Below are 23,146 nucleotides of genomic sequence, written 5' to 3' on the forward strand. Positions count from 1 at the left end.
TGACCTGGAGGGCGTGGTGGTCGATTGCCCGACCATCGGAGTTTCGTTTGCATTTCATGGAGGTATTGTCTCTCAATATGACAATACTTTCGATAGGCTTAGTATATTCTGTAATAGTCCTCGTGTCCGCGGGGATGAACCCGGACAACCTGCAACTGCGCAAGTAGTTAGCAAGCGTTCCCCGCTTTCGCGGGGTGGATTTGCAGGACCGGTGCGATCGGGCATGGCCGCGCAAGGGACCTGCCCGATTCGCCTTTTCCTTCCTGCCCGATTTTCCCGGATTCCCTGACACCGTTCAGTTCGGACCGATTTTCCGGCACAGGGCGGCGATGCTGCGCTGGTGGGCGAGGTCGGCCGCGGCCTGGTCGTAGTGCAGGCCGCCGCTGTGGGCGAAGGCGTGCTCGCAGCCGAGGGTAGCCTACAGTTCCATGTTCGGCCTGCCGCCCAGGCAGAAGCCGACGAAGCCGACGAAGCCGGTGTCGGCCGCAACGTCCACCTCGGGCATCCGGCGTGCCGCATCGAGGGTGACAATGATGTCCTCGTTACCCTTGTCGATATCGAACTGGCCGAAGAGGGCGAAGGCCTTCTCCCGGTCGGTGCCCTCGTAGCCCAGCTCGACGCCGGCATCGATGCGCCAGAGCAAGTCGGACGCGATGGCGACGTAGCCTTTCCTCGCATAGCGGTCAACCACGGTGCGTATGTTGGCATTGATGCCGAAAATTTCCTGCCCGATGACTACGGCCGGGCCGCGGCCGCCTTGCGGCAAGGCGACATAGGCATGGAGGAAGCGGCTACTGCCGTCAGTGGCTTCGATCTGCAGGGTAGAAACCCATGGTTTTTCTTCTTTTTCCGGGGGCTGCTCACGTGCGGCGCCGGTCATGAGCGAGAGTAGTTGGCAGGCCGGGGGGCCGTTCAGCTCGAATTAACCTGCCAAGCTTAAGCTCGATGAAGGTTCACATCCTGTTCATGACGGCGCGTTGTGGGCTACTCCCAGATCCTGACAGGCAGCCTTTTCACAAGACTTTCCGGAAAAAGTTCCAATGCTGTTGAATATTTTTTTCCATGAAATCAGTTTGCAACAAAGCCTTGCCAAGATTTCGCCCCATTCCAGCGATACGCCAAACACTCGTGTGTTTTTCAAAGTTCGATGAAAAGGGGAAATCCTTGATGATCCGCAAGCACTTCGCCGGTGTTGTCGCCAGCGCCCGGGCGCTGAGCGTCCCGGTCCAGGCTTTTGCAGGTACCGTCGTGTCCATCAGCGCTGTCAAGACCAATATCGGAGAGATCGTCTGATGAGCCGGCAGGAGAAGCGAGTAATGAACAGGAAGTCCACGCTGACCCTGGCCGTGGTGGCTGGTACTCTGGGGTTGCCGGTGACGGTGCAGGAAGCGGCGGCCGCTTTCATCGAGGACAGCACGGCCAAGCTGACCTTCAAGAACTTCTACATCAACCAGGACGACCGCGACCAGGATCGCCCCCGCTCGGAAGAGTGGGGCCAGGGCTTCCTCTTCGAGTTCAAGTCCGGCTTCACCGAGGGTACCGTCGGCTTCGGTCTGGACCTGATCGCCCAGGAAGGCATCCGTCTGGACAGCGGCGGTCGCGCCGGCAAGGCGGACATCGATCGTTCTCCGGGCACAATGTTCCCGTTGGAAAGCAACGGCAAGGCCAAGACCGAGTTCGGCCGGGTCAATGCGACCGGCAAGATGCGCATCTCCGAAACCGTGGCCGAGCTGGGCGTTCTGCGTCCCAAGCTGCCGGTGGTGGTTTCCAACGATGGTCGTCTGCTGCCGCAGCTCTACCATGGCGGGCAGATCACCTCCAAGGAGATCAAGGATCTGACCCTGATCGCCGGCAAGCTCGAGCATTCCACCGAGCGTAACTCCAGCGATAGCCACGGCCTGTCCATCGCTGGTGCCAACAACATCAAGACCGGCCAGTTCAGCAACGAGTTCTACTACGGCGGCGCCGACTACAAGGTCACCAAGGACCTGATGCTGCAGTACTACTACGGCAACCTGCGCGACTTCTACAAGCAGCACTTCGTCGGTCTGGTGCACAACTGGGCGTTGCCGGCCGGCTCGCTGAAGACCGATCTGCGCTACTGGAACAGCGACTCCGACGGCAAGAACGAGAGTGCTTCCGGGCGTGCCGAAGGCTACAGAAGCAGCGGCTACTGGAGTGCCGGCGATTCCAGCAGGGGCGAGGTCGACAACAGTGTGTGGAGCGCCCTGTTCACCTATACCCTGGGTGGCCACGAACTGAAGGCCGGTTACCAGAAGATCAGCGGCAACAGCGACTTCCCTGTCCTCAACCAGGGCGGTCATTCCGTTCCGCTGATCACCGATGCCATGACCGAGAAGTTCGCCCGGGCCGGCGAGCAAACCTGGGTAGCCGGCTATGCCTACGACTTCGCCAAGGTCGGCATTCCGGGCCTGAAGGCCAGCCTGGCGTACTACAGCGGCGACGACGTCGATACCGACAACAGCGAAAAGGAAGAGTGGGAACGCGATTTTCGCGTGGACTACGTCCTGCAGGAAGGTACCCTCAAGGGGCTCGGGCTCACCTGGCGTAACGCAGCTATACGCGGCATTCGCGAGCGTGACGACAACCGCCTGTACGTCACCTATACGCTTCCCCTGCTCTAAGCCCTCTGTCGGGGCGGGTTCGTTCCGTCCCACAAGCTATTCACGTGTTTCATCCGGTGTATTTGCCCCGCCTCGGCGGGGCTTTTTTTCGTCCGGCCGAAGGGGCAGACTGCGGGTATGCCGATCATTAATCTTGCCCGCCTGTCCGATCTTCCGGCCCGCGACTGGGACGCCCTGCTGCCGGAGCCGCAGCCCTTTCTGCGGCATGCCTTTCTCGCCACCCTGGAGGACAGCGGCAGTGTCGGCGGACGTAGCGGCTGGCAGCCGGAGCACCGCCTGTTCTGCGATGGGGCGGGGCGGCCGCTGGCGGCGCTGCCGGCCTATGTGAAGACGCACTCCTACGGCGAGTATGTGTTCGACTGGGCCTGGGCCGATGCCTGCCAGCGGGCCGGAATCCGCTATTACCCCAAGCTGCTCTGCGCAGTTCCCTTCACCCCGGTTGGCGGCGCGCGCCTCCTCGGCCGCGCGGAGGAGGCCGGTGCACTGCTCGATGCCCTGACCAGCGGGTTGCGCGAGCAAGGGCTGTCCGGCCTGCACGTGAATTTCACCGATCCGGCGGCCGATGCCCTGCTGACCGGCCGGGAAGGCTGGTTGCAGCGGTTGGGCTGCCAGTTCCACTGGTTCAACCGGGACTATCGGGACTTCCAGGACTTCCTCGATGCGCTGGCCTCGCGCAAGCGCAAGCAACTGCGCAAGGAGCGCGAACAGGTGGCGGGGCAGGGCATCGAGTTCGACTGGCGCGAGGGACATCAGCTCGACGAGGTCGAGTGGGATTTCGTCCATGCCTGCTATGCCAATACCTACCGGGTGCGCGGCCAGGCGCCCTATCTGACGCGGAGTTTCTTCAGCCTGCTGGCCGAGCGCATGCCCGAGGCGATCCGTGTGGTGCTGGCCCGCCGGGGCGGCCGTCCGGTGGCGATGGCCTTCAGCCTGGTGGGTGGTGACAGCCTGTATGGTCGCTACTGGGGCTGTCTCGCCGAGTTCGACCGGCTGCACTTCGAAGCCTGTTTCTACCAGGGCATCGAGCATGCCCTGGCCCATGGGCTCAAGCGCTTCGACGCCGGCGCCCAGGGCGAGCACAAGCTGATCCGCGGCTTCGAGCCGGTGATCACCCGCTCCTGGCATTACCTGCTGCATCCGGGATTGCGCAAGGCGGTGGCGGATTTCCTGCGGGAGGAGCAGGTCGGGGTGCTGGCCTATGCGGATGAGGCGCGGGGGCAGTTGCCCTACCGGCAGGGATAGGGCCTGCCATCCCCTTGGGTGAGTCCGGCCGCAGCACGGCCAGCCCACCCGAGGGGCGTGTGCTTGCGGAGGATCAGAGCTTCTTCGCCGACTTGATCAGCACCGGTTCGCGCGGCACGTTCTGCATCATGCCCCGCGAGCCGGTCGGCACCTGGGCGATCTGATCGACCACGTCCATGCCGCGCACCACCTTGCCGAACACCGCATAGCCGAAGTCGCGCGTGCCGTGGTTGAGGAAGGCGTTGTCCTTGTGGTTGATGAAGAACTGGCTGTTCGCCGAATTCACCGCCTGGGTGCGCGCCATGGCCAGAGTGCCGCGCACGTTATGCAGGCCGTTGTCGGCCTCATTCTTGATCGGCGCCTGGGTGGTTTTCTGCTTCATATCAGCGGTGAAGCCGCCAGCCTGGACCATGAAGCCCGGAATCACCCGGTGGAAAACGGTGCCGTTGTAGAACCCTGAGTCCACATAGGCGAGGAAGTTCTTCACGCTGATCGGCGCCTTCTCGGCTTCCAGTTCGATTTCGATTTCGCCGAGGCTGGTTTCCAGCAGGACGTGGGGCTTGTCTGCGGCCAGCAGGTTGGCGGCGAACAGCAGGGTGCCGGCGGCAAGGGCGAATTTCTTCAGCATGTCGAGCTTTCCTCGTTGTTCTGCAAAGGTGCAGAGCCAAATATATGGAACGGTGGCTTGAAGCCATAGCCTAGACCGGTGCGCCGACGGAGCGTTCCCGGCTGGCCGGATGATAGCCTCAGGCGTCGGGTAGGGGAGCGGCGAAGGGCGCATCCAGCGGCGCACTATCGAAAGTCTTGATCAACTCCACAAGAATCTGCGTGGCCGGGCCGAGGGGCTTGTCCTTGTCGGCATAGAGCTGAAAGCGCGGTCGGTGGGTAGCGCCCTCCTCCAGTGGCAGGGGCTTGAGCAGGCCTTCGGCGAGTTCGCGGCCGATCAGGTGGCAAGGCAGCCAGGCGAAGCCCAAGCCGTTGCCGACGAAGGTCGCCGCGGTGGCCAGGCTACCCACCGTCCAGCGCTGTTCGGCACCGAGCCAGCCGATGTCGCGCGGCTGCTGGCGGCCGGTGTCGCGGATCACTACCTGCATCTGACTTTCCAGGTCGACCGCGCTCAGCTGGCGCTGCAGGCGATGCAGCGGATGGTCGGGATGGGCGACGGCGACGAATTCCACCTCGCTGAGGGCGCTGCCCAGGTAGCCGGGAATACTCACCCCCGAAATGGCCAGGTCGGCGGCGCCGTCCAGCAGCACCTCCTCGACGCCGGAGAGCACCTCCTCGCGCAGACGCACGCGGCAGCCGCGACTCTGCGGCATGAAGGCGGTCAGCGCGCGGACCAGGCGAAGGGTGGGGTAGGCGGCATCCACCACCAGGCGCACTTCGGCCTCCCAGCCCTGCTCCATATGGTGGGCGAGGTCTTCCAGCTGTCTGGCCTGCTTGATCAACTGCCGTGAGCGGCGCAGCAGCACGGTGCCGGCCTCGGTCAGCACCGCCTTGCGCCCCTCCATGCGCAGCAGCGGCACGCCCAACTGCTCCTGCATGCGCGCGACCGTATAGCTGACCGAGGACTGCGAGCGGTGCAGCGCTTCGGCGGCCTGGGCGAACCCGTCGTGATCGACCACTGCCTGCAGGGTGCGCCATTGGTCCAGGGTGACGCGGGGGGCTTTCATGCGGGATTTCCTCTGCTGGTTGCCGGTGGGGCCATCGTGGCTGGAAGCGCTTTCATCATCCCGTCGGAGCCGGCTTGCTGGCGATCCAGGAGCTGTCAAAGGCATCGCCGGCAAGCAGGCTCCTGCACGGACAGCTTTCGTGCCCAGGCTATATATCGATTTTAACGATGATTTGGAGCGGATTTTTGCGCTTTTTCATCGACCAGCTCTTTTCTACCCTGTCTCCAGCGACCTACACAACCGAAGGAGAATCCCATGTCCCGTGTTCTGGTCATCGAAAGCAGCGCCCGCAAGGAAGGTTCCGTTTCCCGCCAGCTCACTGCGGAGTTCCTGGCCAACTGGAAGGCGGCACACCCGGACGACGAGATTGTCGTGCGCGATCTGGCGAACGAGCCGGTGCCGCATCTGGATATCGACCTGCTGGGCGGCTGGACCAAGCCCGGCGAGCAGCAGAGCGAGGCCGAGAAGGCCGCACTGGCGCGTTCCGAGCAACTGACCGGGGAACTGCTCGGCGCCGATGTGCTGGTGCTGGCCGCGCCCATGTACAACTTCGCCATTCCCAGCACCCTGAAGGCCTGGCTCGACCACGTGCTGCGCGCCGGGGTGACCTTCAGATACACCGAAAACGGCCCGCAGGGCCTGCTGAGCGGCAAGCGCGCCTTCGTGCTGACCGCCCGTGGCGGCATCTACGCCGGCAGCCCCCTGGATCACCAGGAGCCCTACTTGCGCCAGGCGTTGGGTTTCATCGGCATCCATGACGTTGGCTTCATTCATGCCGAAGGGCTGAACATGGGCGGCGATTTTCTGCAGAAGGGCCTGGACCGGGCCAAGGAGAAGCTGGCCCAGGTGGCCTGAGTTTTCCGCCAGGCCGGCGGGTGGCGCGGTTCAGTGGAGCACGTCGTGGAGGACCTCATGGATCAGTCCGGTGGCGAGGGTCACCAGTACCACGTCGGTGCCCACCTGGCGCCATTCGTAGCCATCGTAATGGGGCAACTGGCTGACCAGGCGGCCGTCGAAGCTTTTGGCGATGCCGGGTGGCAGCGGCTGGCCGCGTGCCGGCTTCTTGCGGACGCCCGGTGGCAGCGTCTGGGCATAGCCGATCAGCCGGCGGTTCTCGCCGAGCACGAGGCGCACCCGGCCGATGTCGATGGTGGGTGCCTGCACCCTGAGCGGCAGGTCGCTGTCGCCGTGGTGGTGGCTACCTTGACGGTGCTCCTTCTCCGAGGGAAGGGCACTGTGGACAGACGTGGCGAAGGTCAGGGTGGCGGCGACCGCCAGCAGGCGGGAGGTCTTGCGCATGTGCTCTCCTGGGTGCTGATGGCGCATTGCTAATCATTGCCGCCCCGACGCCGCTGCGCAGTCAAGCCACCCGCCCGAAGCTGCGCAACATTTCGCAGTCTGGGCGGGTGTTCCGCCTCGAGTCACGTTAGGCTATGCAGCCGTTTCATCCGTCCCGATCGAGGTAGCCCCCGTGTTTTCCCAATTCGCCCTGCACGAACGCCTGCTCAAGGCTCTGGCCGAACTGAACTTCGTCGAGCCCACGCCGGTGCAGGCGGCGGCGATTCCGCCGGCCCTGCAGGGGCGCGACCTGCGGGTGATCGCCCAGACCGGCAGCGGCAAGACCGCGGCCTTCGTGCTGCCGCTGCTCAACAGTCTGATCGGCGATGCCCGGCCCAGGGTGAGCATCCGCGCGCTGATCCTGCTGCCGACCCGCGAGCTGGCGCAGCAGACCCTCAAGGAGGTCGAGCGCTTCTCGCAGTTCACCTTCATCAAGTCCGGGCTGGTCACCGGCGGCGAGGACTTCAAGGTGCAGGCGGCGCTGCTGCGCAAGGTGCCGGATATCCTGATCGCCACGCCGGGACGGTTGATCGAGCATCTGAACGCCGGTCATCTCGATCTCAAGGAAGTGGAGGTGCTGGTGCTCGACGAGGCCGACCGCATGCTCGACATGGGCTTCGCCGAGGACGTGCAGCGCCTGGTCGAGGAGTGCGCCAACCGCCGGCAGACCCTGCTGTTCTCCGCCACCACCGGCGGTTCCGGGCTGCGCGAGATGGTCGCCAAGGTGCTGCGCGATCCGCAGCACCTGATGCTCAATGCGGTCAGCGATCTGAGCGAGACCACCCGCCAGCAGATCGTCACGGCGGACGATCCGGCGCACAAGGAGCGGCTGGTGCACTGGCTGCTGGAGAACGAGAGCTACCGCAAGGCGATCGTTTTCACCAACACCCGCGCCCAGGCCGACCGGCTCTACGGGCATCTGGTCGCCGCCGGCCACAAGGTGTTCGTCCTGCACGGCGAGAAGGACCAGAAGGACCGCAAGCTGGCCATCGAACGGCTCAAGCAGGGCGGCACCCGGGCGCTGGTGGCCACCGACGTGGCGGCGCGCGGGCTGGACGTGGAGGGCCTGGACCTGGTGATCAACTTCGACATGCCGCGCTCGGGCGACGAGTACGTGCATCGGGTCGGCCGCACCGGCCGGGCCGGCGCCGAGGGTCTGGCGGTCTCGCTGATCTGTCACAACGACTGGAACCTGATGTCGAGCATCGAGCGCTACCTCAAGCAGCGCTTCGAGCGGCGCGTCATCAAGGAGCTGAAAGGCAGCTACCAGGGGCCGAAAAACCTCAAGGCTTCCGGCAAGGCCGCCGGAGCCAAGAAGAAAAAGACCGACAAGAAGGGCGACAAGAAGCCGACCGCCAAGGCCACCCCCCAGCGCAAGCCCACGGCAGGCAAGGGCAGTGCGCCGTCCCCGCTGGTCAGCCAGGACGGCCTGGCCCCGCTCAAGCGCCGTTCACCGGCGGCGGAGTGAGTCCGGATCACGCGCGCTGCAGGTAATGCACGCTGAACAGCGCCTGCGGATCGGTCCACATGGCCAGGGCGCGAAAGCCGGCGCGGCCGGCCAGGGCATGGAAGCCGTCGGCGGTATACTTGTAGGAATTCTCGGTATGCAGGCTTTCGCCGGTGGAGAAACGGAAGCGCTCGCCCTCGATGACCACGTCCTGCGCGCAGGTACTGATCAGATGCATCTCGACCCGTGAATCGGCCTTGTTGAAAAAGGCATGGTGGACGAAGTTGCCCGGCTCGATATTGCTGTCCAGCTCGCGGCGGATGCGTTCCAGGAGGTTCAGGTTGAACGCTGCGGTGACTCCGGCCCGGTCGTTGTAAGCCGCCTCCAGTACCTCCCGCTCCTTCATCAGGTCGACACCGATCACCAGGCCGCCCCCTTCCGGCAGCAACTCATGGAGGTTGGCGAGAAAGGCCAGGGCCTCCTGCGGATCGAAGTTGCCGATGCTGGAGCCGGGGAAGAAGGCCAGCGGATGCTCGCCATCGAAGCCGTCCGGCAGGCTCATTGGTCGGGAGAAATCGGCGCAGGCGGCATGCACCTCCAGCCACGGATAGTCGGCCGCCAGGCGCTGGGTGCTGGTACGCAGGAAGTCCTCGGAGATGTCGATGCCCAGGTAGCTGGCCGGCTGCATGGCCTCCAGCAGCAGGCGCACCTTGCGGCTGGCGCCGCTGCCCAGCTCCACCAGGCTGGCGTCCTGGCCGGCGATTTCGGCGATGTCATGGGCGGCGCGGGCAAGGATCAGCTCCTCGGTGCGCGTCGGGTAGTACTCGGGCTGCCGACAGATCTGCTCGAACAGTTCGGACCCGCGGCGATCGTAGAAGAGCTTCGGCGGAGTCGTCTTGGGGCGTTCGGCAAAGCCGGCGAGTACTTCCTCGCGCAGGGAACGGCCGGCATCCTGTGGGCGCTGCTCGTGAAAGCGGATGGAAAGTGGCACGCTCAAGCCTCCTTGGCCAGGCGCAGCCCGGCGAATTGCCAGCGCATCGCTGGGTAGAAGAAATTGCGATAGGTGGCGCGGATATGCGCCTGCGGGGTGACGCAGCAGCCGCCACGCAGGACCATCTGCCCGCACATGAACTTGCCGTTGTATTCGCCGAGGCTTCCCGGCAGTGGCCGGAAGCCTGGGTAGGGGCGGTAGGCGCTGGCAGTCCACTCCCAGACGTCGCCGTAGAGCTGAGCCATGTCGGCGGCTTGCGGCATGGCGACCGGGTGCAAGTGGTCGTTCTCGAGAAAGTTTCCGGTGATTGGTTGGTCATGGGCGGCGACTTCCCATTCCGCTTCGCTGGGCAGGCGGGCTCCGGCCCAGCGGGCATAGGCGTCGGCCTCGTAGAAACTGATGTGGCAGACAGGCGCCTGCAGATCCAGCGGGCGCAGGCCTCCCAGGGTCATTTCCAGCCAGCGGCCGTCTTCGCGCTGCCAGTACAGTGGCGCGCGCCAGCTGGCCTGCTGGACCAGGCTCCAGCCATCGGCCAGCCAGAGTTCCGGGCGGGCATAGCCGCCGTCGGTGATGAAGGCGAGGTACTCGGCGCAGCTCACCGGCCGGCTGGCCAGGCGGAAGTCCTCGAGGAACTGGTGGTGTCGCGGCGTTTCGCAATCGAAGGCGAAGTCCTCGCCGGCATGGCCGATCTGGCGCAGGCCGCCGGAGTAGTCCCGCCAGTGCGGTTCGTCCAGCAGCTGCCCGGGGCCCGGGCGCAGGTCCGTACGGTAGGCCGGCTGCAGCGGGTTCTGCGCGAGGATGTGGAGGACATCCATGAGCAGCAGCTCCTGATGCTGCTGCTCGTGCTGCAGGCCCAGTTCGACGCGGCGGACGATCTCTGCATGATGCCCCTCCGGCGGCCGGGCGAGCAGCTCGCCCATGGCCGCATCGACATGCTGGCGATAGCGGTAGACCTCGGCCACCCCGGGGCGTGACAGAAGCCCGCGACTGGCTCGGGGAAAGGGCTTGCCGTGGGTTTCGTAATAGGAGTTGAAAAGGTGATCATAGGCCTCGTTCAGCACCCGGTAACCGCGCAGGAAGGGTTGCAGCACAAAGGCCTCGAAGAACCAGCTGACATGGGCCAGGTGCCATTTCGGCGGGCTCACATCGGGCATGCTCTGGATGACGTAGTCCTCGATCTGCAGCGGCGCACAGATCGACTCGCTGGCGGCGCGGATACGCTGGAAGCGCTCCATGAGAGAAACGGGGGAGGGCGGGATGTTTTGGGGGTGTGCCGGATCATGCATCGGTTGCGGCTCTTGGAGCGAGGGCATCGGTCGAAGGAGGCGTCGGTTTGCGGTCAGGGCCTGCCATCAATTGTTGCCCCGCTTGCGTTACCCGAAGGGGCGGGGCGCGCCAGACCGGGCCTGTTCTGGCCCGGTGCTGCGTTGTTCGTCGTGCATTTGGAATGAGCAAACCGCTCTCCTCACGCCTTGCCCGCGCCCAAACAGGCCCCGTTGCAATGCGGAAACAAGTGATGACGACTCCTCCATGTCTGTCGCGATCTCGATCCGCTTTCACTCCAGCCTGCGTGCAGAGGCCTGCATTCGGTAGACTGCCAAGGTGCGGGGTGGAGTTCCCTCCCTGCTGACCGGCTGCATCGATCCTTGCAGACGGTTGCAGCGGCATGTCGGCCAGGCCAGCATGCCCGGTTCGAAACCAGGCTTTCCGTATCAGCCCGCCCAGTCGTCAAGAGAGCCCCATGAGCCAAGACCATCCGGCCCCCGATGCCGCCCCGGTGAGGCGCGCCCATGAAGCACGCGGTGATCTTGCGGTGATCGCCGATCTGCTACCCTATCTGCGCCCCTACCTGGGGCGCATTCTGCTGGCCCTGGGCCTGGTGTTCGTCGCCAAGCTGCTCAACCTGCTGGTGCCGATCGTTCTCAAGCAGATCGTCGACAGTCTCAACGTCGAACCCAGCCTGCTGCTGTTGCCGGTCGGTCTACTGCTGGCCTACGGCGCTTCGCGGATCGGCGTCAGCCTGTTCACCGAACTGCGCCAGGTGGTGTTCGCCCGGGTCATGGCGCGCACTTCGCGACAGGTCACCCTCAAGGTATTTCGCCATCTGCACGGGCTCAGCCTGAAGTTCCACCTGGGCCGGCGCACCGGCGGCGTGGCCCGCGACGTGGAGCGCGGCGGCAGCGCCATCGCTGAGCTGCTCGACTGGACGCTCTACTCGATCGTGCCCATCCTGCTGGAAGTGCTGCTGGTTACCGCGGTGCTGGTCTGGGCCTACGACTGGCGCTTTGCTGCCATCACCCTGGCTACCCTGCTGGCCTACGGGGGCTGGACCTTCGCCGTCACCGAGTGGCGCACCCGCTACTACCGCGCCTCGGTGGAGGCCGACACCCGCGCCAACGAGCGGGCGGTGGACTCGCTGCTCAACTACGAGACGGTCAAGTACTTCAACAACGAGGCGCACGAGGCGGCGCGCTACGACGAGAACCTGCGCCACCTGGAGAACGCCAAGGTCAAGGCTACCACCAGCCTGGCAGTGCTCAATCTCGGCCAGACCATGCTGGTCGCTGTCGGCGTCACCGCGATGATGTGGCTGGCCGCCGCCGGGGTGGCGGACGGCATCATGACGGTCGGCGACCTGGTGCTGGTCAACGCCTACCTGCTGCAGCTCTCCGCGCCGCTGTTCCTGCTTGGCATGATGTACCGCGAAGTGAAGCAGGCGCTGACCAACATGGAACGCCTGTTCGGCCTGCTCGACGAGCGCCAGGACGTGCAGGACGCACCGGATGCCAGGCCGCTGGTCGCCACCCGGCCACGCGTGCGCTTCGAGGCGGTGCGCTTCGGCTACGACCCGCGCCGGCAGATCCTGCACGACGTGGATTTCGAGATCCCGGCCGGCGGTACCGTGGCGGTGGTGGGGCATTCGGGCTCGGGCAAGTCGACTCTGGCCCGGCTCCTCTACCGTTTTTACGACGTCGACGGCGGGCGCATCCTCATCGATGGTCAGGATATCCGCCGGCTGACCCAAGCCTCGCTGCGCGGGGCCATCGCCATCGTTCCCCAGGACACCGTGCTGTTCAACGACAGCATCTTCTACAACATCCGCTACGGTCGCCCGGAGGCCAGCCGCGAGGAGGTGGAGGCTGCTGCCCGTGCCGCGCACATCCACAGGTTCATCCAGAGCCTGCCCGACGGCTACGACACCCAGGTGGGGGAGCGCGGCCTGAAGCTCTCCGGCGGCGAGAAGCAGCGTGTGGCCATTGCCCGGGCGCTCCTGAAGAACCCCAGCATCCTGATCTTCGACGAGGCCACCTCGGCGCTGGACTCCCAGTCCGAACGGGCCATCCAGGCCGAACTCGAGCGTATCCAGCTCGGCCGCACCACTTTGGTCATTGCCCATCGCCTATCCACGGTTATGAATGCCGACCAGATCCTGGTGATGGATGGCGGGCGGATCGTCGAGCGTGGCAGTCATGGGGAGCTGCTGGTACGAGATGGCCGCTATGCGCAGATGTGGCAGCTGCAGCAGCGCGAAGCGGAGAGGGAAAGCTGAGGGTAAAGCAGGCGGAGCCTGTCGGAGTCCCGTCCTTGGAGCGCCCTGCATCGTGGGCTCAGTGGGCCGATGCTCAGTCCCTGCATCAGGATCGAGACCAGCACCACCCTGTAGGTGAGGGTCAGCAGCAGGTCGCGCTCCGGGCCAAGGGGCAGCGCCAGAGCCAGTGCTACCGAAATTCCGCCGCACAGGCCGCCCCAGGACAGGATGCGGATGGTTCCATGGGCTACCTGGTGCTGAGCGGACTTCACTGGCGGATCAGGATGATCCCGGGACCGACGGTCAGTAGCCGGGCGACCAGCACGGCCCCGCCAAGCAAGATGGCGGCGGCTACATGTAGCCAGGTGAAAGGGCAGCACCAGCATTTCGAGGTCGATCAGGGATAACAGCAGGGCGTTGAAGATCTCGTTGATCAGGATCCAGAAATCATCGACATAGTGGTGGCCATGGTTGCCGATGATCTGGCCGGCGGCCGACCGATTACGATCGGTGCACGAGACGTGCAGCTTCGCCGCCAGCGAGGCGCCGCCGAAAACCAGCGCCAGGACCAGCATGACCGAGGGCTGGAACTCGTTGACCATGGACAGCGGCAGGTAGACGACATAGCCCAGCAACAGGCCGAAGAGAGTCCCGCCAATGGCTTCCTTGACGAACAGCAGGCTCACTTCGCCGACCGTCGGGGGGGATGGCCGATCATGAGGACGCCCAGCAGAATGCTGAACATCACCACGGCGGTTGCGTCGTTGAACAGCGATTCACCGACGATGGTGGTCTGCAACGGCTTGGGAGCGCTACTACTCATCATTGCGATGGGGTCGGTCAGCGAGATGAGTGCACCGAACAGCAGGCGGTAGGTGAAGCTGACCTGCCAACCGAGCAGGGCTAAGGTGTAATAGGTCAGGTCTTCAACCACCAGGTAATCATTCCGCGCGCCCCGTAATCCGGCCAGCGCGTGCACAAGCCGCTGATGATCACCAAGGTGTTCGACAAGTCCTCGTCGCTGATCTTCAACGCCCTCACCTCCGGCGAGCGTCTGGCCAAGTGTCGTCTGGAGTGGTTCCGTTCATCGGCCACCGGCACCCAGGAGCACTACTTCACCATCGAGCTGGAAGACGCGGTGATCGTCGGCGTGCAGTCGCGCATGCCGAACTGCCAGGATCCGAACATGGCGCACTTCACCCACCAGGAGGATGTCTACTTCACCTACCACAAGATCGTCTGGACCCATGAGGTTACCTTCCGGTTCGGACGACTGGCTTCGTCGATAGCCGCCTGACCCTTGGGGAGGCTCAGCCAGTCTGGAGCAGGCAGGCTGAGTCTCTCGTCAGCTCGCAAGAACGATTCCCTGGCCTTGGAGTTCCTCCAGGTTCGATCGGATGAATTGAATCAGCGCTCGAATGGCCGGCGTCATGGCCCGGTGCGGTGGGGTGAGTGCCAGCAGGGGAAGGGCTGGCGGCTCATGGGCTTCGAACAGTCTGACCAGTCGGCCGCTGGCCAAGTCTCCGGCGCACGCATAGAACGGCAGGTGGGCAATGCCGAGTCCACTGCGCGCTGCGTCGAGCAGAAGGGGCAGGTTGTCGCTGCTGAAACAGGTTTGGCGCAGCAGGCGCGGTGCGGCATTGCTCAACAGCCACGGTCGGATGGCTTGCGGAGGGCCGAAACCAAGACAGTTCCGATCGTCCAGTTCGTCGGGATGCCGGAGATAGCCAAGTCGTTTGCAAAATTCCGGACTGGCGACTGTGATGAAGTGGACTTGACCGAGGGGGTGCGCAACGATATCGGCGCTGTCCGGTGGCTGTCCTTCCAGGTAGAGCAGCAAGTCGTGGCGCTGCAGCGACAGTTCTGTGTGGTTGTTGTGTAGTCCCAAGGCGAGCCGCACCTTTGGCTGACTGCTCGCGAAGCCGAGAAGAAGCTCGCCCAACACTTCCTGCAACAGGCTGGGAACAGCCAGGCGAATCAGCCCGGAGGGACCGCCTTGCACCTCCCGGGCGGCTCCCTCGGCAGCTTCGGTGGCAGCCAGGATGCCCAATGCATGCCGGTACACTTGCTCGCCGGTGCCGGTCATGGCAAAGCTGCGGGTGCTGCGGTTAAGCAGGCGTACGCCCAACCGCTGTTCAAGCTCGATAATGCGTCGACTCAGACGTGAGCGCGGGATGCCGGTTTCGGTGGCGGCGGCAGTAAAACCACCGGCTTCGATGACGCGGACCAATAGGTAGAAGTCGGAAACATTGTTCAGAGTATCCATACTGATGCGCCTATCCATGAGCAAAAAGCAAGCAATCATCACACTTGGCAGTGGGACGGCTTTCTCCATGCCAGGCAGGGCCTGTTGAGTTCACGTTCAGTGAGTGTAGTTAGCCTCTCTCATAAATCGAGTCGTTTTTCTATGGCTGACGAGCGTCTGGTCGCTGGGCAGACCGGATACACAGCCTTTGGGCGTCCGGTGTTAGTTGGCTTTCGGGATATTCGAGTGGTGGTTTGCCGATTAGGGGCCAGACGGATTGCCTCTGTTTATTGACATCCTCTCCTCCCTCTCGCTGACGCTCGCCGCCCGAAGGGCGGATAAGGAAGGGGACTCCTGCCGTGTTCAGCCCACCAGGGCCGACTCACCTCGGTGGGTTCCTCGGCTTTGGCCTCCTGCGTCGCTCTACCTCCTGCATCCATGCAGTCGTGCTGCTGGCGGCATTACCGCACCGCTCACTGCACCGGCGAACCGGGCGTGTCCCGCCCTTGGAACATGGATCGCGCCGACCCCATCGGCGTTTTCCTCGAAACCCCATTCCACACACTCGAACCGGGCTTGCGTCTGCCGGCTGTCTGCCGACACCTGGCCGCAACACGGGCAGGTGCGGCTCGTGTTCTGCGGCGGCAGCGCAACGAGCCACCCGGCCCGCCACGCCAGGTTGTAGTCCAACTGGCGGCGGAACTCGAACCACCCTTGATCGAGGCGGGATTGGTTCAGGCCGGATCTGGCCCTGACCTGCTTTCCCGGTTGCTCGGCGCTGCCCTTGGCTGAGCTGGACATATTCCGCACCTGCCAGTCCTCGATACACACCACCGCATGGTTTTGGCTGATCGTGCTCGAGGTCTTGTGCAGGTAGTCGCGGCGGGCGTTGCCGATGCGGGAATGAAGGCGCTGGACGCGGGCTTTCGCCTTCTTCCAGTTACGGCTGAATGTCGTCTTGTGGCTCATCGCCTGCTGCGCTTTGCGCAAGGCGGTCTCGTGTCGCTTGAAGCTGTTGAGCGGGACGTGGAACGTGCCGTCCGAGAGCGTGGCGAACCGCGCCACGCCCATGTCGATGCCGACCGCGCCACCGTACGGGATGGATTGCACCACCTCACGCCCGGTCTGGATGGACACGAACCACTTGCCGCAGGACTGGCGGACGGTGACGTTGCTCACTCCCCCCGACACGTACCCGCTGTTGCGGTAGCGCAGCCAGCCGAGCCTGGGCAGGAAGAGGCGGCTGTTGGCCTGGCCGGGCTTGATCTGCTTCGGGTCTGGATCGCGAAAGCTGTCGCTCCGCCCCAGGGTAATCGCATGAAGCGAGTGGCTCGCATTTGCAGAGGAAAGCGCAAGCCGACTCAGGTGGTGGCCCTGGATGGCAAAACCAGTCGTCGTACGGCCACGGCCGGTGAGGCGGCGCTGCATCTGGTCAGTGCCTTTGCGGCTGACGCCGGACTGATCCTGGGGCAGCAAGCCACAGCGGCCAAGTCCAATGAAAAGCAGCCATTCCTGAGGTGCTGGCCACCCTGGCCCTGGAGGGCTGTGTGGTGACGATCGATGCCGGGGGAACCCAGCCCGGCATTGCGCAAGCGATTCGCAAACAGAAGGCCGACTATGTCCTGGCGGTCAAAGGCAACCAACCTACGCTGCTGGAGTCGATCGAGGACTTCTTCGAGACCTTCCGCAGGCATGCGCCCGAGCGCACCCCCGCACGGGTTCTGCGAAACGGTCGAAAAAGGCCATGGGCGGCTGGAAATCCGGCGCTGTCATGTTTTCGGCGAGCTGGCCTGCCTGGCTCACCCCGAGCGCTGGCCTGACCTCGGCTGTTTCGGGGGGATCGAGTCGGAGCGCCACTTGCAGGGCAGGGTTTCGCATGAGCGACGTTACTCCATCGGCAGCCTGGCGCCGGATGCCGAGCAGTTGGCATCGGCGATCCGCCAGCACTGGGGCATCGAGAACCGCGTGCACTGGTGCCTGGACGTGGTGTTTGCCGATGACCGGATGCGCGCACGTACCGCCCATGCGGCCCATAACCTGGCCACGCTGAAGCGACTGGCGCTGAACCTGCTCCGCCTGGACCCGAGCCAGCGCAAGGGCAGCCTCAAGGCTCGTCGGCTCATCGCCAACACCTCGGATGACTATCGGGCCGAGCTGCCGGGACTCGAATGAGAATGCTTGGCTTCATGCGATGGCCCTGGGCATCCGTTGATCCTGATGGACGGGTCGCCGATCGATGCCGCCGGCAAGCGGTTCCTACTGCGGGCCGCGATCCCGCTGGCCGGACGCTCGCTGCCGGCCTGCGAAGTCGTCCACCCGCGCGAGGGCTGCCCGCGTTGCCAGCGGCGCCTGCTCGAAGCGCTCGCGGCGATGTTGCCGGCCGACTGCCGGCCCATCCTGGTCACCGCTGCCGGCTTCCGGCGGCCCTGGTTCCAAGCCGTCGAAGCCCGGGGCTGGCATGACATCGGCCGCGTGCACAATCGCGACCTGTGCCGGCTCGACGAGCGGCCCTGGCAGCCGGTGAAGGACCTGTATGCCCTGGCCTCGGCGTCGCCGAAACGGCTCGGCTTTCGTGACCTGAAGAGCCATCGGCTGGGATCGGCTTGGGGCTGCATCGAAGCCGCTGCCACGGCGAGTCGAGATCCTGCTGCTGATTGCCGTGCTGGCCAACTATGCGCTGTGCCTGCTGGGCATGCAGGCGCGGGAGGCGGGGCACGAACGACGTTTCCAGAGCAACCATGGCTTTTCAGCGTGCAGAGGACTTACTGCCGATCAGGATCGGGTTCAGGTGTCGACGGAGTGGGGGTAGGGGTGGGTGCCGGGGTGGTGCTCGGACTGGGTTCTAACGGCCTTTCCTCGATAGGTTGGTTCGATGGTGGGCTCGCTGGAGTGACAGGAGCCGCTACCTCGTCTTTCGAGGAGTCACAGGCTACTAGGCCCAGGGTAGATGTCAGCAGTATGGCGTAAGCAAAGGATTTATGCATGGGGGTCTCCTTGATGGGCGATCATACTAACCCGTTCGAGCACTCTGGCTCGGCGAAGTTCCATGGATAATTATTTCAGGCATATGCTGGAGTCCGGTGTTCAGATGTGTGTTGAGCTTGTTTTTGGCAGCCGCTGCACAGGCGTTTCGTTGTCCTGCAACTGACGACGCGACTGCTGCCGTTGCTCAGCCGCTACCGTTCGAGAACTGGACTGCCTGGATTGCAATGTTCCAGTGCTTTCCGAAGACCGACCTATAGATGTGATGGTTATTACAAGCTATCGTTCCATCGCTGGATTGCATGGCACAAGCACCATTATGGTGCGCTTTGTATCCTGTCGGCTCAAATAGACGATCAGAAGTGGGCTTTATAAATAGGAATACCGAATGGATGCGCTGCTGATCCTGGGTGGCTTGCTATTGATTCTTGGTGGGTTGGCTTGGTTGATTATGCGGGCTTTTTCCGTGAGCCTTTTCTGGGGGCTGGGCAGTCTGCTACCGCCAATGAATCTGATCTTCGTGCTGCTTAAATGGCGAAAGGCTTCCAGTCCTGTGACACTGGCGGCTTTAGGTTTCATTCCTTTGGTTATTGGTTTCGCCATGCTGGCCAATCGCGATAGCGAGCAACTGGATGCAATCCTCCGGCTGAGCTGGCTCAGGGCAGAGGTACAGCAGGTGCCCGCGCTGGGGATCCAGTTGCGTGGCGAGCTCAATGGGCGGTCTTTCACTCCTCAGGAGGGTGAATTGATCGGGGGGGTGCTGACCCTGCGTGAGCGGAGAGGGGGGCTGGTGGAGCGGGAGCTCAGAATTCACCTGTCCCATACATCTCCTGGCCCTCTGCGCATAAACATATTGCCGGAAGACCATGGTCAATTGCCGCTTATGGAAATTAACTGGTCTGTCCCCAATCTAATTCAGCCGAAAACCCAGCACCTCGCCCAAGGGTATACTCTGCATCTCGATCTTGAGCCCAAAGCACCAAATCTGTTGGTTGGTGATTTTCATCTGGTTTTACCAGAGCGATTTCGAACGAGCCTGAGTGGTTGGGTCGAATTGTCCACGAATGAGTTGCATTATCGAAACGGAAAAGCCGATGCCCACTTCGACTCCGAGGATGCCCTTGCCTATGTGATCAAGGATTATCTAGCGCGCCTCTTCGAGACCGATGCGGTCCAACTGCACAAGTTTTCCCATAATTCACTGCCGGCCAGGCATCTGGAGGTCGAGGTCGATGCCTTCATCGATGATAAAGCTCGCCATCTTCTGGTGAATATGACCAAGGATGGGTTGCGTGGCTGGCGAGTCGAGGGGGACCGATTTCCGCAGCTGCCTGTCAGTATAGACAAGCCAATAGCCACCGCCGATGCCGAGCTTCATTCAGATTCAACTCTGAAGCCAGTCGATAGAAGGCAGGGCTTCTCCTTACAGCGTCTGCAATTGAGACCGGCTGAGTATCAGCAGTTGCGCATGCGCATCGTCACCATGCAGGGAGGTACCGCAGACGGGCTGTTTACGGGTGTCGATGAGAAGGGCTACCTCATCCTTCAACGCCATCTGGGGGGGAGGGGGACCGCTAGCTACATGCTCAGCCCGCGGAACATCCAGTCGATCGAATTGCTTGAACCTTGAGGTTTTGTCGGGCAATTCGCTTGGCTGCTTGAAATCTTGTCTCGATGCCCCATGTAGATGGTATTCGCCGGGAACTCGGCATACGCCACCTGTTTGGAGTTAGATGACTATGAGTGTGGAAACTCAAAAAGAGACTCTGGGCTTCCAGACCGAAGTGAAGCAGCTGCTTCACCTAATGATTCATTCGCTGTATTCCAACAAGGAGATTTTTCTCCGTGAGCTGATTTCCAACGCCTCTGATGCGGCTGATAAATTGCGTTTTGAGGCCTTGTCCAAGCCTGAGTTGTTCGAGGGCGATACGGAGCTGAAAATCCGTATCAGCTTCGACAAGAACGCCAAGACTATTACGTTGGAGGACAATGGCATCGGCATGAGCCGCGAGGATGCGGTCATCCACTTGGGGACCATTGCCAAGTCCGGTACGGCCGATTTTCTGAAGAGTCTTTCAGGGGATCAGAAGAAGGATTCCCACCTGATCGGCCAGTTTGGTGTGGGGTTCTATTCCGCGTTCATCGTCGCTGACAAGGTCGATGTGTACAGTCGCCGCGCAGGCCTGCCGGCTGGTGAGGGGGTGTGCTGGGTATCGCGAGGCGAGGGTGAGTTCGAGGTCGCAACGATCGACAAGCCCGAGCGCGGTACCCGAATCGTTTTGCATCTGAAAAGTGGCGAAGAAGAGTTCGCTGATGGTTGGCGTCTGCGCAACATTGTCAAGAAATACTCCGACCATATCGCTCTGCCTATTGAGCTACCGAAGGAAAATTCTGGTAACGAGGAAGCCGGCCTGGCTGCAGCGGAGTGGGAAACTGTAAACCGTGCCAGTGCTTTGTGGACTCGTCCCCGCAGCGAAATAAACGACAATGAGTACCAAGAGTTCTATAAGCATGTCGCCCATGACTTCGAGGGCCCTCTGATCTGGAGTCACAACAAGGTCGAAGGCAAGTTAGAATACACCTCCTTGCTCTATGTGCCGAGTCATGCGCCTTTCAATTTGTACCATCGTGACGCGCCCAAGGGGCTGAAGCTCTATGTGCAGCGAGTGTTCATCATGGATCAGGCCGACGAGTTCCTGCCTCTGTACTTGCGTTTCATCAAGGGCGTGGTGGATTCCAATGACTTGTCGCTGAACGTATCCCGTGAAATCTTGCAGAAGGATCCCATAACCGATTCGATGAGGTCGGCACTGACCAAACGGGTGCTGGACATGCTGGAAAAGCTGGCGAAGAGCGAGCCAGAGCAATACAAGAGCTTCTGGAAGGCTTTCGGTCAGGTGCTCAAGGAGGGGCCGGCAGAAGATTTCGCCAATAGAGAGCGCATCGCGGGGCTTCTGCGTTTTGCTTCCACCTGTGATGAGTCTGGCGATCAGGATGTCGCCTTGGCCGACTATGTCGGGCGAATGCATGAGGGGCAGGACAAGATCTACTACCTTACTGGCGAAAGCTATATCCAGGTGAAAAACAGCCCGCATCTCGAGATCTTTCGCAAGAAAGGGGTTGAGGTGCTGTTGCTGACTGATCGCATCGACGAATGGTTGATGGGATATCTCACTGAATTTAATGGTAAGCCGTTCATCGATGTTGCTCGCGGTGACCTGGATCTTGGCGAGCTGGATACAGAAGAAGACAGGCAGGCCCAGAATGAAGTCGCCAAGTCTAAGGAGGGGCTGATTGATCGTCTGAGGTTAGTGCTTGGTGAGCAGGTGACTGAAGTGCGAGTGTCACATCGCCTGACCGACTCGCCGGCGGTTCTCGCCCTTGGTGAGCAGGCTCTCGGCCTGCAAATGCGCCAAATCTTAGAGGCCAGCGGACAGAAGGTGCCGGAGTCCAAGCCAATCTTTGAGATCAATCCCTTGCATCCACTGATCCTAAAGTTAGACTCCGAGACCGATGAGAATCGCTTCGCTAATCTCTCGCATATCCTCTTCGATCAAGCTGCATTAGCAGCAGGCGGTGGCTTAAAGGATCCCGCCGATTATGTGCGACGATTGAACAGATTATTGATAGAGCTTTCTGTCTGAGTAATTCGGGAGGAAAGCTGGGATTTTCAGAGGATGCTGTTTGGTTCGTCTACTGCTGAGTAGCATCCCGCCTTTTAGGAAGGTCTGAATTAGCCCCGACATTTCCTGCCCGAGCGCTCGATTGCTCAAAACGGCAGCTCCGTGGCAATTCAGGCCGATCCCTCTCTGCAAATCCATGTTTTGCCCCTGACGAGGCGCTTTGCCGGGATGATTCCCCGCATTACGGACGCACCTCTCCTGCCACCAGCAGATGTTTTCGCGCCATCCACAGGTTCGACAGGGCGAACAGCGTCACCAGTTGCGCTGTGTTCTTCGCCAGGCCGCGGAAGCGGACCTTGACGTAGCCGAACTGCCGCTTGATCACCCGGAACGGATGCTCGACCTTGGCTCGCATCTGCGCCTTGGCTTTCTCGATCCGACGTTTGACGCGATACAGGACACTGCGCTTGCCGTGCTTCTGGTAGGTGCTGCGGCGAGCCGCGATCTGCCAGACGACTTTCCGCCCGGCATGCTCAGGACGCTTCTCGACGCCGACATAGGCCGCATCGGCCCCGACCGTGTTTTCCTCGCCGTGCAGCAGCCTGTCGACCTGGGTGACATCCGCCACGTTGGCCGCCGTTCCCACGACATGATGCACCAGGCCAGACTCGGCATCGACGCCGATATGCGCCTTCATGCCGAAGTAGTACTGGTTGCCCTTCTTCGTCGAGTGCATTTGCGGGTCGCGCTTGCCGTCCTTGTTCTTTGTCGAACTCGGCGCATGGATCAGGGTGGCGTCGACGATGGTGCCCTGGCGCAGCGACAGTCCGCGTTCGCCCAGGTAGCCGTTGATTACCTCCAGCATTCCGCCGGCCAGTGCGTGTTTCTCCAGCAGGCGGCGGAAGTTGAGAATGGTCGTCTCGTCCGGGATGCGCTCCAAGCTCAGGCCGGCGAACTGGCGCAGCAGGGGCATCTCGTACAGCGCTTCCTCCATCGCCGGATCGCTGTAGCCGAACCAGTTCTGCATCAGGTGCACGCGCAACATGGCTGCCAGCGGATAGGCGGGCCGACCGCCTTCGCCCTTCGGATAGTGGGGCTCGATCAGGGCGATCAGCCCAGACCACGGCACCACCTGGTCCATTTCGAGCAGGAAGCGCTCGCGGCGGGTCTGCTTGCGCTTGCCGGCGTACTCGGCATCGGCGAAGGACAGTTGCTTCATCGGGAAACTCGGGCAAGGGAGCGGGTGTATTTCACCAGAATCGGGAAGTCTTTTTCAGGGTTTCCTTAAAAAAGGCTAGTAAGGTGGTTGACGCCGAAAACTGACGCCCTATAATGCGCCCACTTCCCGAGCAGGGGTCTGCGGAAGTCCTTGAAAATCAAGGGTTTGCCTGCTGGATCTGGGCGAATTGGGAAGGCGGGCGGCCTGGGTGA

The 23,146-nt window shown here is 62.5% G+C and carries 17 protein-coding genes and 4 pseudogenes; 10 read left to right on the top strand and 11 right to left on the bottom strand.

Translation table 11 applies throughout. The features are described 5' to 3' along the window. Positions 1–418: 418 nt before the first annotated feature. Positions 419–880, bottom strand: a complete 462-nt coding sequence (locus ACYVD0_RS11840; RefSeq protein WP_460426996.1) for a dienelactone hydrolase family protein — start codon at positions 878–880, stop codon at positions 419–421. Between the two features lie 133 nt (positions 881–1,013). Continuing rightward, positions 1,014–1,256 (bottom strand): hypothetical protein, encoded by a 243-nt coding sequence (locus ACYVD0_RS11845; protein ID WP_460426997.1) that lies wholly within the window; start codon positions 1,254–1,256, stop codon positions 1,014–1,016. A 60-nt stretch (positions 1,257–1,316) separates the two neighbouring features. Here ACYVD0_RS11845 and ACYVD0_RS11850 point away from each other — a divergent pair, with 60 nt between their 5' ends. Next, entirely contained in the window at positions 1,317–2,645 is a 1,329-nt protein-coding gene (locus tag ACYVD0_RS11850) for an OprD family porin (protein ID WP_460426998.1), read from the top strand. Between the two features lie 117 nt (positions 2,646–2,762). Then, a complete protein-coding gene (locus ACYVD0_RS11855; protein ID WP_460426999.1) occupies positions 2,763–3,887 on the top strand; it encodes a GNAT family N-acetyltransferase in 1,125 nt (374 codons plus the stop codon). Positions 3,888–3,960: 73 nt separating this feature from the next. Here ACYVD0_RS11855 and ACYVD0_RS11860 read toward each other — a convergent pair whose 3' ends face one another. Continuing rightward, positions 3,961–4,515 (bottom strand): peptidylprolyl isomerase, encoded by a 555-nt coding sequence (locus ACYVD0_RS11860; protein WP_460427000.1) that lies wholly within the window; start codon positions 4,513–4,515, stop codon positions 3,961–3,963. A 118-nt stretch (positions 4,516–4,633) separates the two neighbouring features. Further along, positions 4,634–5,560 (bottom strand): LysR family transcriptional regulator, encoded by a 927-nt coding sequence (locus ACYVD0_RS11865; RefSeq protein ID WP_460427001.1) that lies wholly within the window; start codon positions 5,558–5,560, stop codon positions 4,634–4,636. 255 nt (positions 5,561–5,815) lie between these two features. On the opposite strand from ACYVD0_RS11865, the gene ACYVD0_RS11870 reads away from it, so the two are divergent. Beyond that, positions 5,816–6,415 carry an FMN-dependent NADH-azoreductase gene (locus ACYVD0_RS11870; RefSeq protein ID WP_460427002.1) on the top strand — a complete coding sequence of 200 codons (600 nt, stop codon included), beginning with the start codon at positions 5,816–5,818 and terminating at the stop codon, positions 6,413–6,415. A gap of 30 nt (positions 6,416–6,445) precedes the next feature. Here the strand turns inward: ACYVD0_RS11870 and ACYVD0_RS11875 are convergent, their stop codons facing one another. Then, entirely contained in the window at positions 6,446–6,859 is a 414-nt protein-coding gene (locus ACYVD0_RS11875; RefSeq protein WP_460427003.1) for an anti-virulence regulator CigR family protein, read from the bottom strand. Positions 6,860–7,031: 172 nt separating this feature from the next. On the opposite strand from ACYVD0_RS11875, the gene ACYVD0_RS11880 reads away from it, so the two are divergent. Beyond that, positions 7,032–8,366 carry a DEAD/DEAH box helicase gene (locus ACYVD0_RS11880; RefSeq protein ID WP_460427004.1) on the top strand — a complete coding sequence of 445 codons (1,335 nt, stop codon included), beginning with the start codon at positions 7,032–7,034 and terminating at the stop codon, positions 8,364–8,366. 7 nt (positions 8,367–8,373) lie between these two features. Here ACYVD0_RS11880 and egtD read toward each other — a convergent pair whose 3' ends face one another. Both egtD and egtB read right to left on the bottom strand, forming a co-directional pair. Then, the gene (gene egtD, locus ACYVD0_RS11885; RefSeq protein ID WP_460427005.1) at positions 8,374–9,336 is read right to left on the bottom strand and encodes an L-histidine N(alpha)-methyltransferase; all 963 of its coding nucleotides are present in this window, start codon (positions 9,334–9,336) and stop codon (positions 8,374–8,376) included. A 2-nt stretch (positions 9,337–9,338) separates the two neighbouring features. Next, positions 9,339–10,571 (bottom strand): ergothioneine biosynthesis protein EgtB, encoded by a 1,233-nt coding sequence (egtB, locus tag ACYVD0_RS11890; RefSeq protein ID WP_460427006.1) that lies wholly within the window; start codon positions 10,569–10,571, stop codon positions 9,339–9,341. 506 nt (positions 10,572–11,077) lie between these two features. Here egtB and ACYVD0_RS11895 point away from each other — a divergent pair. Continuing rightward, positions 11,078–12,886: an ABCB family ABC transporter ATP-binding protein/permease gene (locus ACYVD0_RS11895; protein WP_460427007.1), complete on the top strand. Its 1,809-nt coding sequence runs from the start codon at positions 11,078–11,080 to the stop codon at positions 12,884–12,886. Here the strand turns inward: ACYVD0_RS11895 and ACYVD0_RS11900 are convergent. Further along, positions 12,835–13,799: pseudogene (locus ACYVD0_RS11900) on the bottom strand (cation:proton antiporter domain-containing protein); the annotation flags it as partial. The gene ACYVD0_RS11895 and the pseudogene ACYVD0_RS11900 sit on opposite strands and share 52 nt — an antisense overlap. Between ACYVD0_RS11900 and tssD the strand changes: the two are divergent. Further along, positions 13,785–14,154, top strand: a pseudogene (tssD, locus tag ACYVD0_RS11905) (type VI secretion system tube protein TssD); the annotation flags it as partial. The pseudogenes ACYVD0_RS11900 and tssD sit on opposite strands and share 15 nt — an antisense overlap. A gap of 56 nt (positions 14,155–14,210) precedes the next feature. Here the strand turns inward: tssD and ACYVD0_RS11910 are convergent. Together ACYVD0_RS11910 and ACYVD0_RS11915 are read right to left on the bottom strand one after the other, a co-directional pair. Then, positions 14,211–15,131 carry a LysR family transcriptional regulator gene (locus ACYVD0_RS11910; protein ID WP_460427008.1) on the bottom strand — a complete coding sequence of 307 codons (921 nt, stop codon included), beginning with the start codon at positions 15,129–15,131 and terminating at the stop codon, positions 14,211–14,213. Between the two features lie 402 nt (positions 15,132–15,533). Further along, positions 15,534–16,538: an RNA-guided endonuclease InsQ/TnpB family protein gene (locus ACYVD0_RS11915; RefSeq protein WP_460427009.1), complete on the bottom strand. Its 1,005-nt coding sequence runs from the start codon at positions 16,536–16,538 to the stop codon at positions 15,534–15,536. On the opposite strand from ACYVD0_RS11915, the pseudogene ACYVD0_RS11920 reads away from it, so the two are divergent. The 4 genes and pseudogenes from ACYVD0_RS11920 to htpG all read left to right on the top strand — a co-directional run. Next, positions 16,473–17,282: pseudogene (locus ACYVD0_RS11920) on the top strand (ISAs1 family transposase); the annotation flags it as partial. The gene ACYVD0_RS11915 and the pseudogene ACYVD0_RS11920 sit on opposite strands and share 66 nt — an antisense overlap. A gap of 30 nt (positions 17,283–17,312) precedes the next feature. Beyond that, a pseudogene (locus tag ACYVD0_RS11925) lies at positions 17,313–17,847 on the top strand (transposase family protein); the annotation flags it as partial. Positions 17,848–18,480: 633 nt separating this feature from the next. Continuing rightward, positions 18,481–19,722, top strand: coding sequence for an MFS transporter (locus ACYVD0_RS11930; RefSeq protein WP_460427010.1), 1,242 nt, complete (start codon positions 18,481–18,483; stop codon positions 19,720–19,722). A 109-nt stretch (positions 19,723–19,831) separates the two neighbouring features. Next, positions 19,832–21,736, top strand: a complete 1,905-nt coding sequence (htpG, locus tag ACYVD0_RS11935) for an Hsp90 family chaperone protein (RefSeq protein ID WP_460427011.1) — start codon at positions 19,832–19,834, stop codon at positions 21,734–21,736. Positions 21,737–21,956: 220 nt separating this feature from the next. Here htpG and ACYVD0_RS11940 read toward each other — a convergent pair whose 3' ends face one another. Next, positions 21,957–22,934, bottom strand: a complete 978-nt coding sequence (locus ACYVD0_RS11940) for an IS5 family transposase (protein WP_460427012.1) — start codon at positions 22,932–22,934, stop codon at positions 21,957–21,959. Positions 22,935–23,146 lie beyond the last annotated feature (212 nt).

This window comes from Azotobacter armeniacus, assembly GCF_054779355.1.

What these genes read in the sequence shown, in the direction of transcription:
- ACYVD0_RS11930 (WP_460427010.1), top strand. Translation starts at nt 18,481, where the DNA reads ATGGATGCGCTGCTGATCCTGGGTGGCTTGCTATTGATTCTTGGTGGG.
- ACYVD0_RS11840 (WP_460426996.1), bottom strand. Translation starts at nt 880, where the DNA reads ATGACCGGCGCCGCACGTGAGCAGCCCCCGGAAAAAGAAGAAAAACCA.
- ACYVD0_RS11875 (WP_460427003.1), bottom strand. Translation starts at nt 6,859, where the DNA reads ATGCGCAAGACCTCCCGCCTGCTGGCGGTCGCCGCCACCCTGACCTTC.
- ACYVD0_RS11855 (WP_460426999.1), top strand. Translation starts at nt 2,763, where the DNA reads ATGCCGATCATTAATCTTGCCCGCCTGTCCGATCTTCCGGCCCGCGAC.
- egtB (WP_460427006.1), bottom strand. Translation starts at nt 10,571, where the DNA reads ATGGAGCGCTTCCAGCGTATCCGCGCCGCCAGCGAGTCGATCTGTGCG.
- ACYVD0_RS11870 (WP_460427002.1), top strand. Translation starts at nt 5,816, where the DNA reads ATGTCCCGTGTTCTGGTCATCGAAAGCAGCGCCCGCAAGGAAGGTTCC.
- ACYVD0_RS11845 (WP_460426997.1), bottom strand. Translation starts at nt 1,256, where the DNA reads ATGGACACGACGGTACCTGCAAAAGCCTGGACCGGGACGCTCAGCGCC.
- htpG (WP_460427011.1), top strand. Translation starts at nt 19,832, where the DNA reads ATGAGTGTGGAAACTCAAAAAGAGACTCTGGGCTTCCAGACCGAAGTG.
- ACYVD0_RS11915 (WP_460427009.1), bottom strand. Translation starts at nt 16,538, where the DNA reads ATGCAGCGCCGCCTCACCGGCCGTGGCCGTACGACGACTGGTTTTGCC.
- ACYVD0_RS11895 (WP_460427007.1), top strand. Translation starts at nt 11,078, where the DNA reads ATGAGCCAAGACCATCCGGCCCCCGATGCCGCCCCGGTGAGGCGCGCC.
- ACYVD0_RS11865 (WP_460427001.1), bottom strand. Translation starts at nt 5,560, where the DNA reads ATGAAAGCCCCCCGCGTCACCCTGGACCAATGGCGCACCCTGCAGGCA.
- ACYVD0_RS11850 (WP_460426998.1), top strand. Translation starts at nt 1,317, where the DNA reads ATGAACAGGAAGTCCACGCTGACCCTGGCCGTGGTGGCTGGTACTCTG.
- ACYVD0_RS11860 (WP_460427000.1), bottom strand. Translation starts at nt 4,515, where the DNA reads ATGCTGAAGAAATTCGCCCTTGCCGCCGGCACCCTGCTGTTCGCCGCC.
- ACYVD0_RS11940 (WP_460427012.1), bottom strand. Translation starts at nt 22,934, where the DNA reads ATGAAGCAACTGTCCTTCGCCGATGCCGAGTACGCCGGCAAGCGCAAG.
- ACYVD0_RS11910 (WP_460427008.1), bottom strand. Translation starts at nt 15,131, where the DNA reads ATGGATACTCTGAACAATGTTTCCGACTTCTACCTATTGGTCCGCGTC.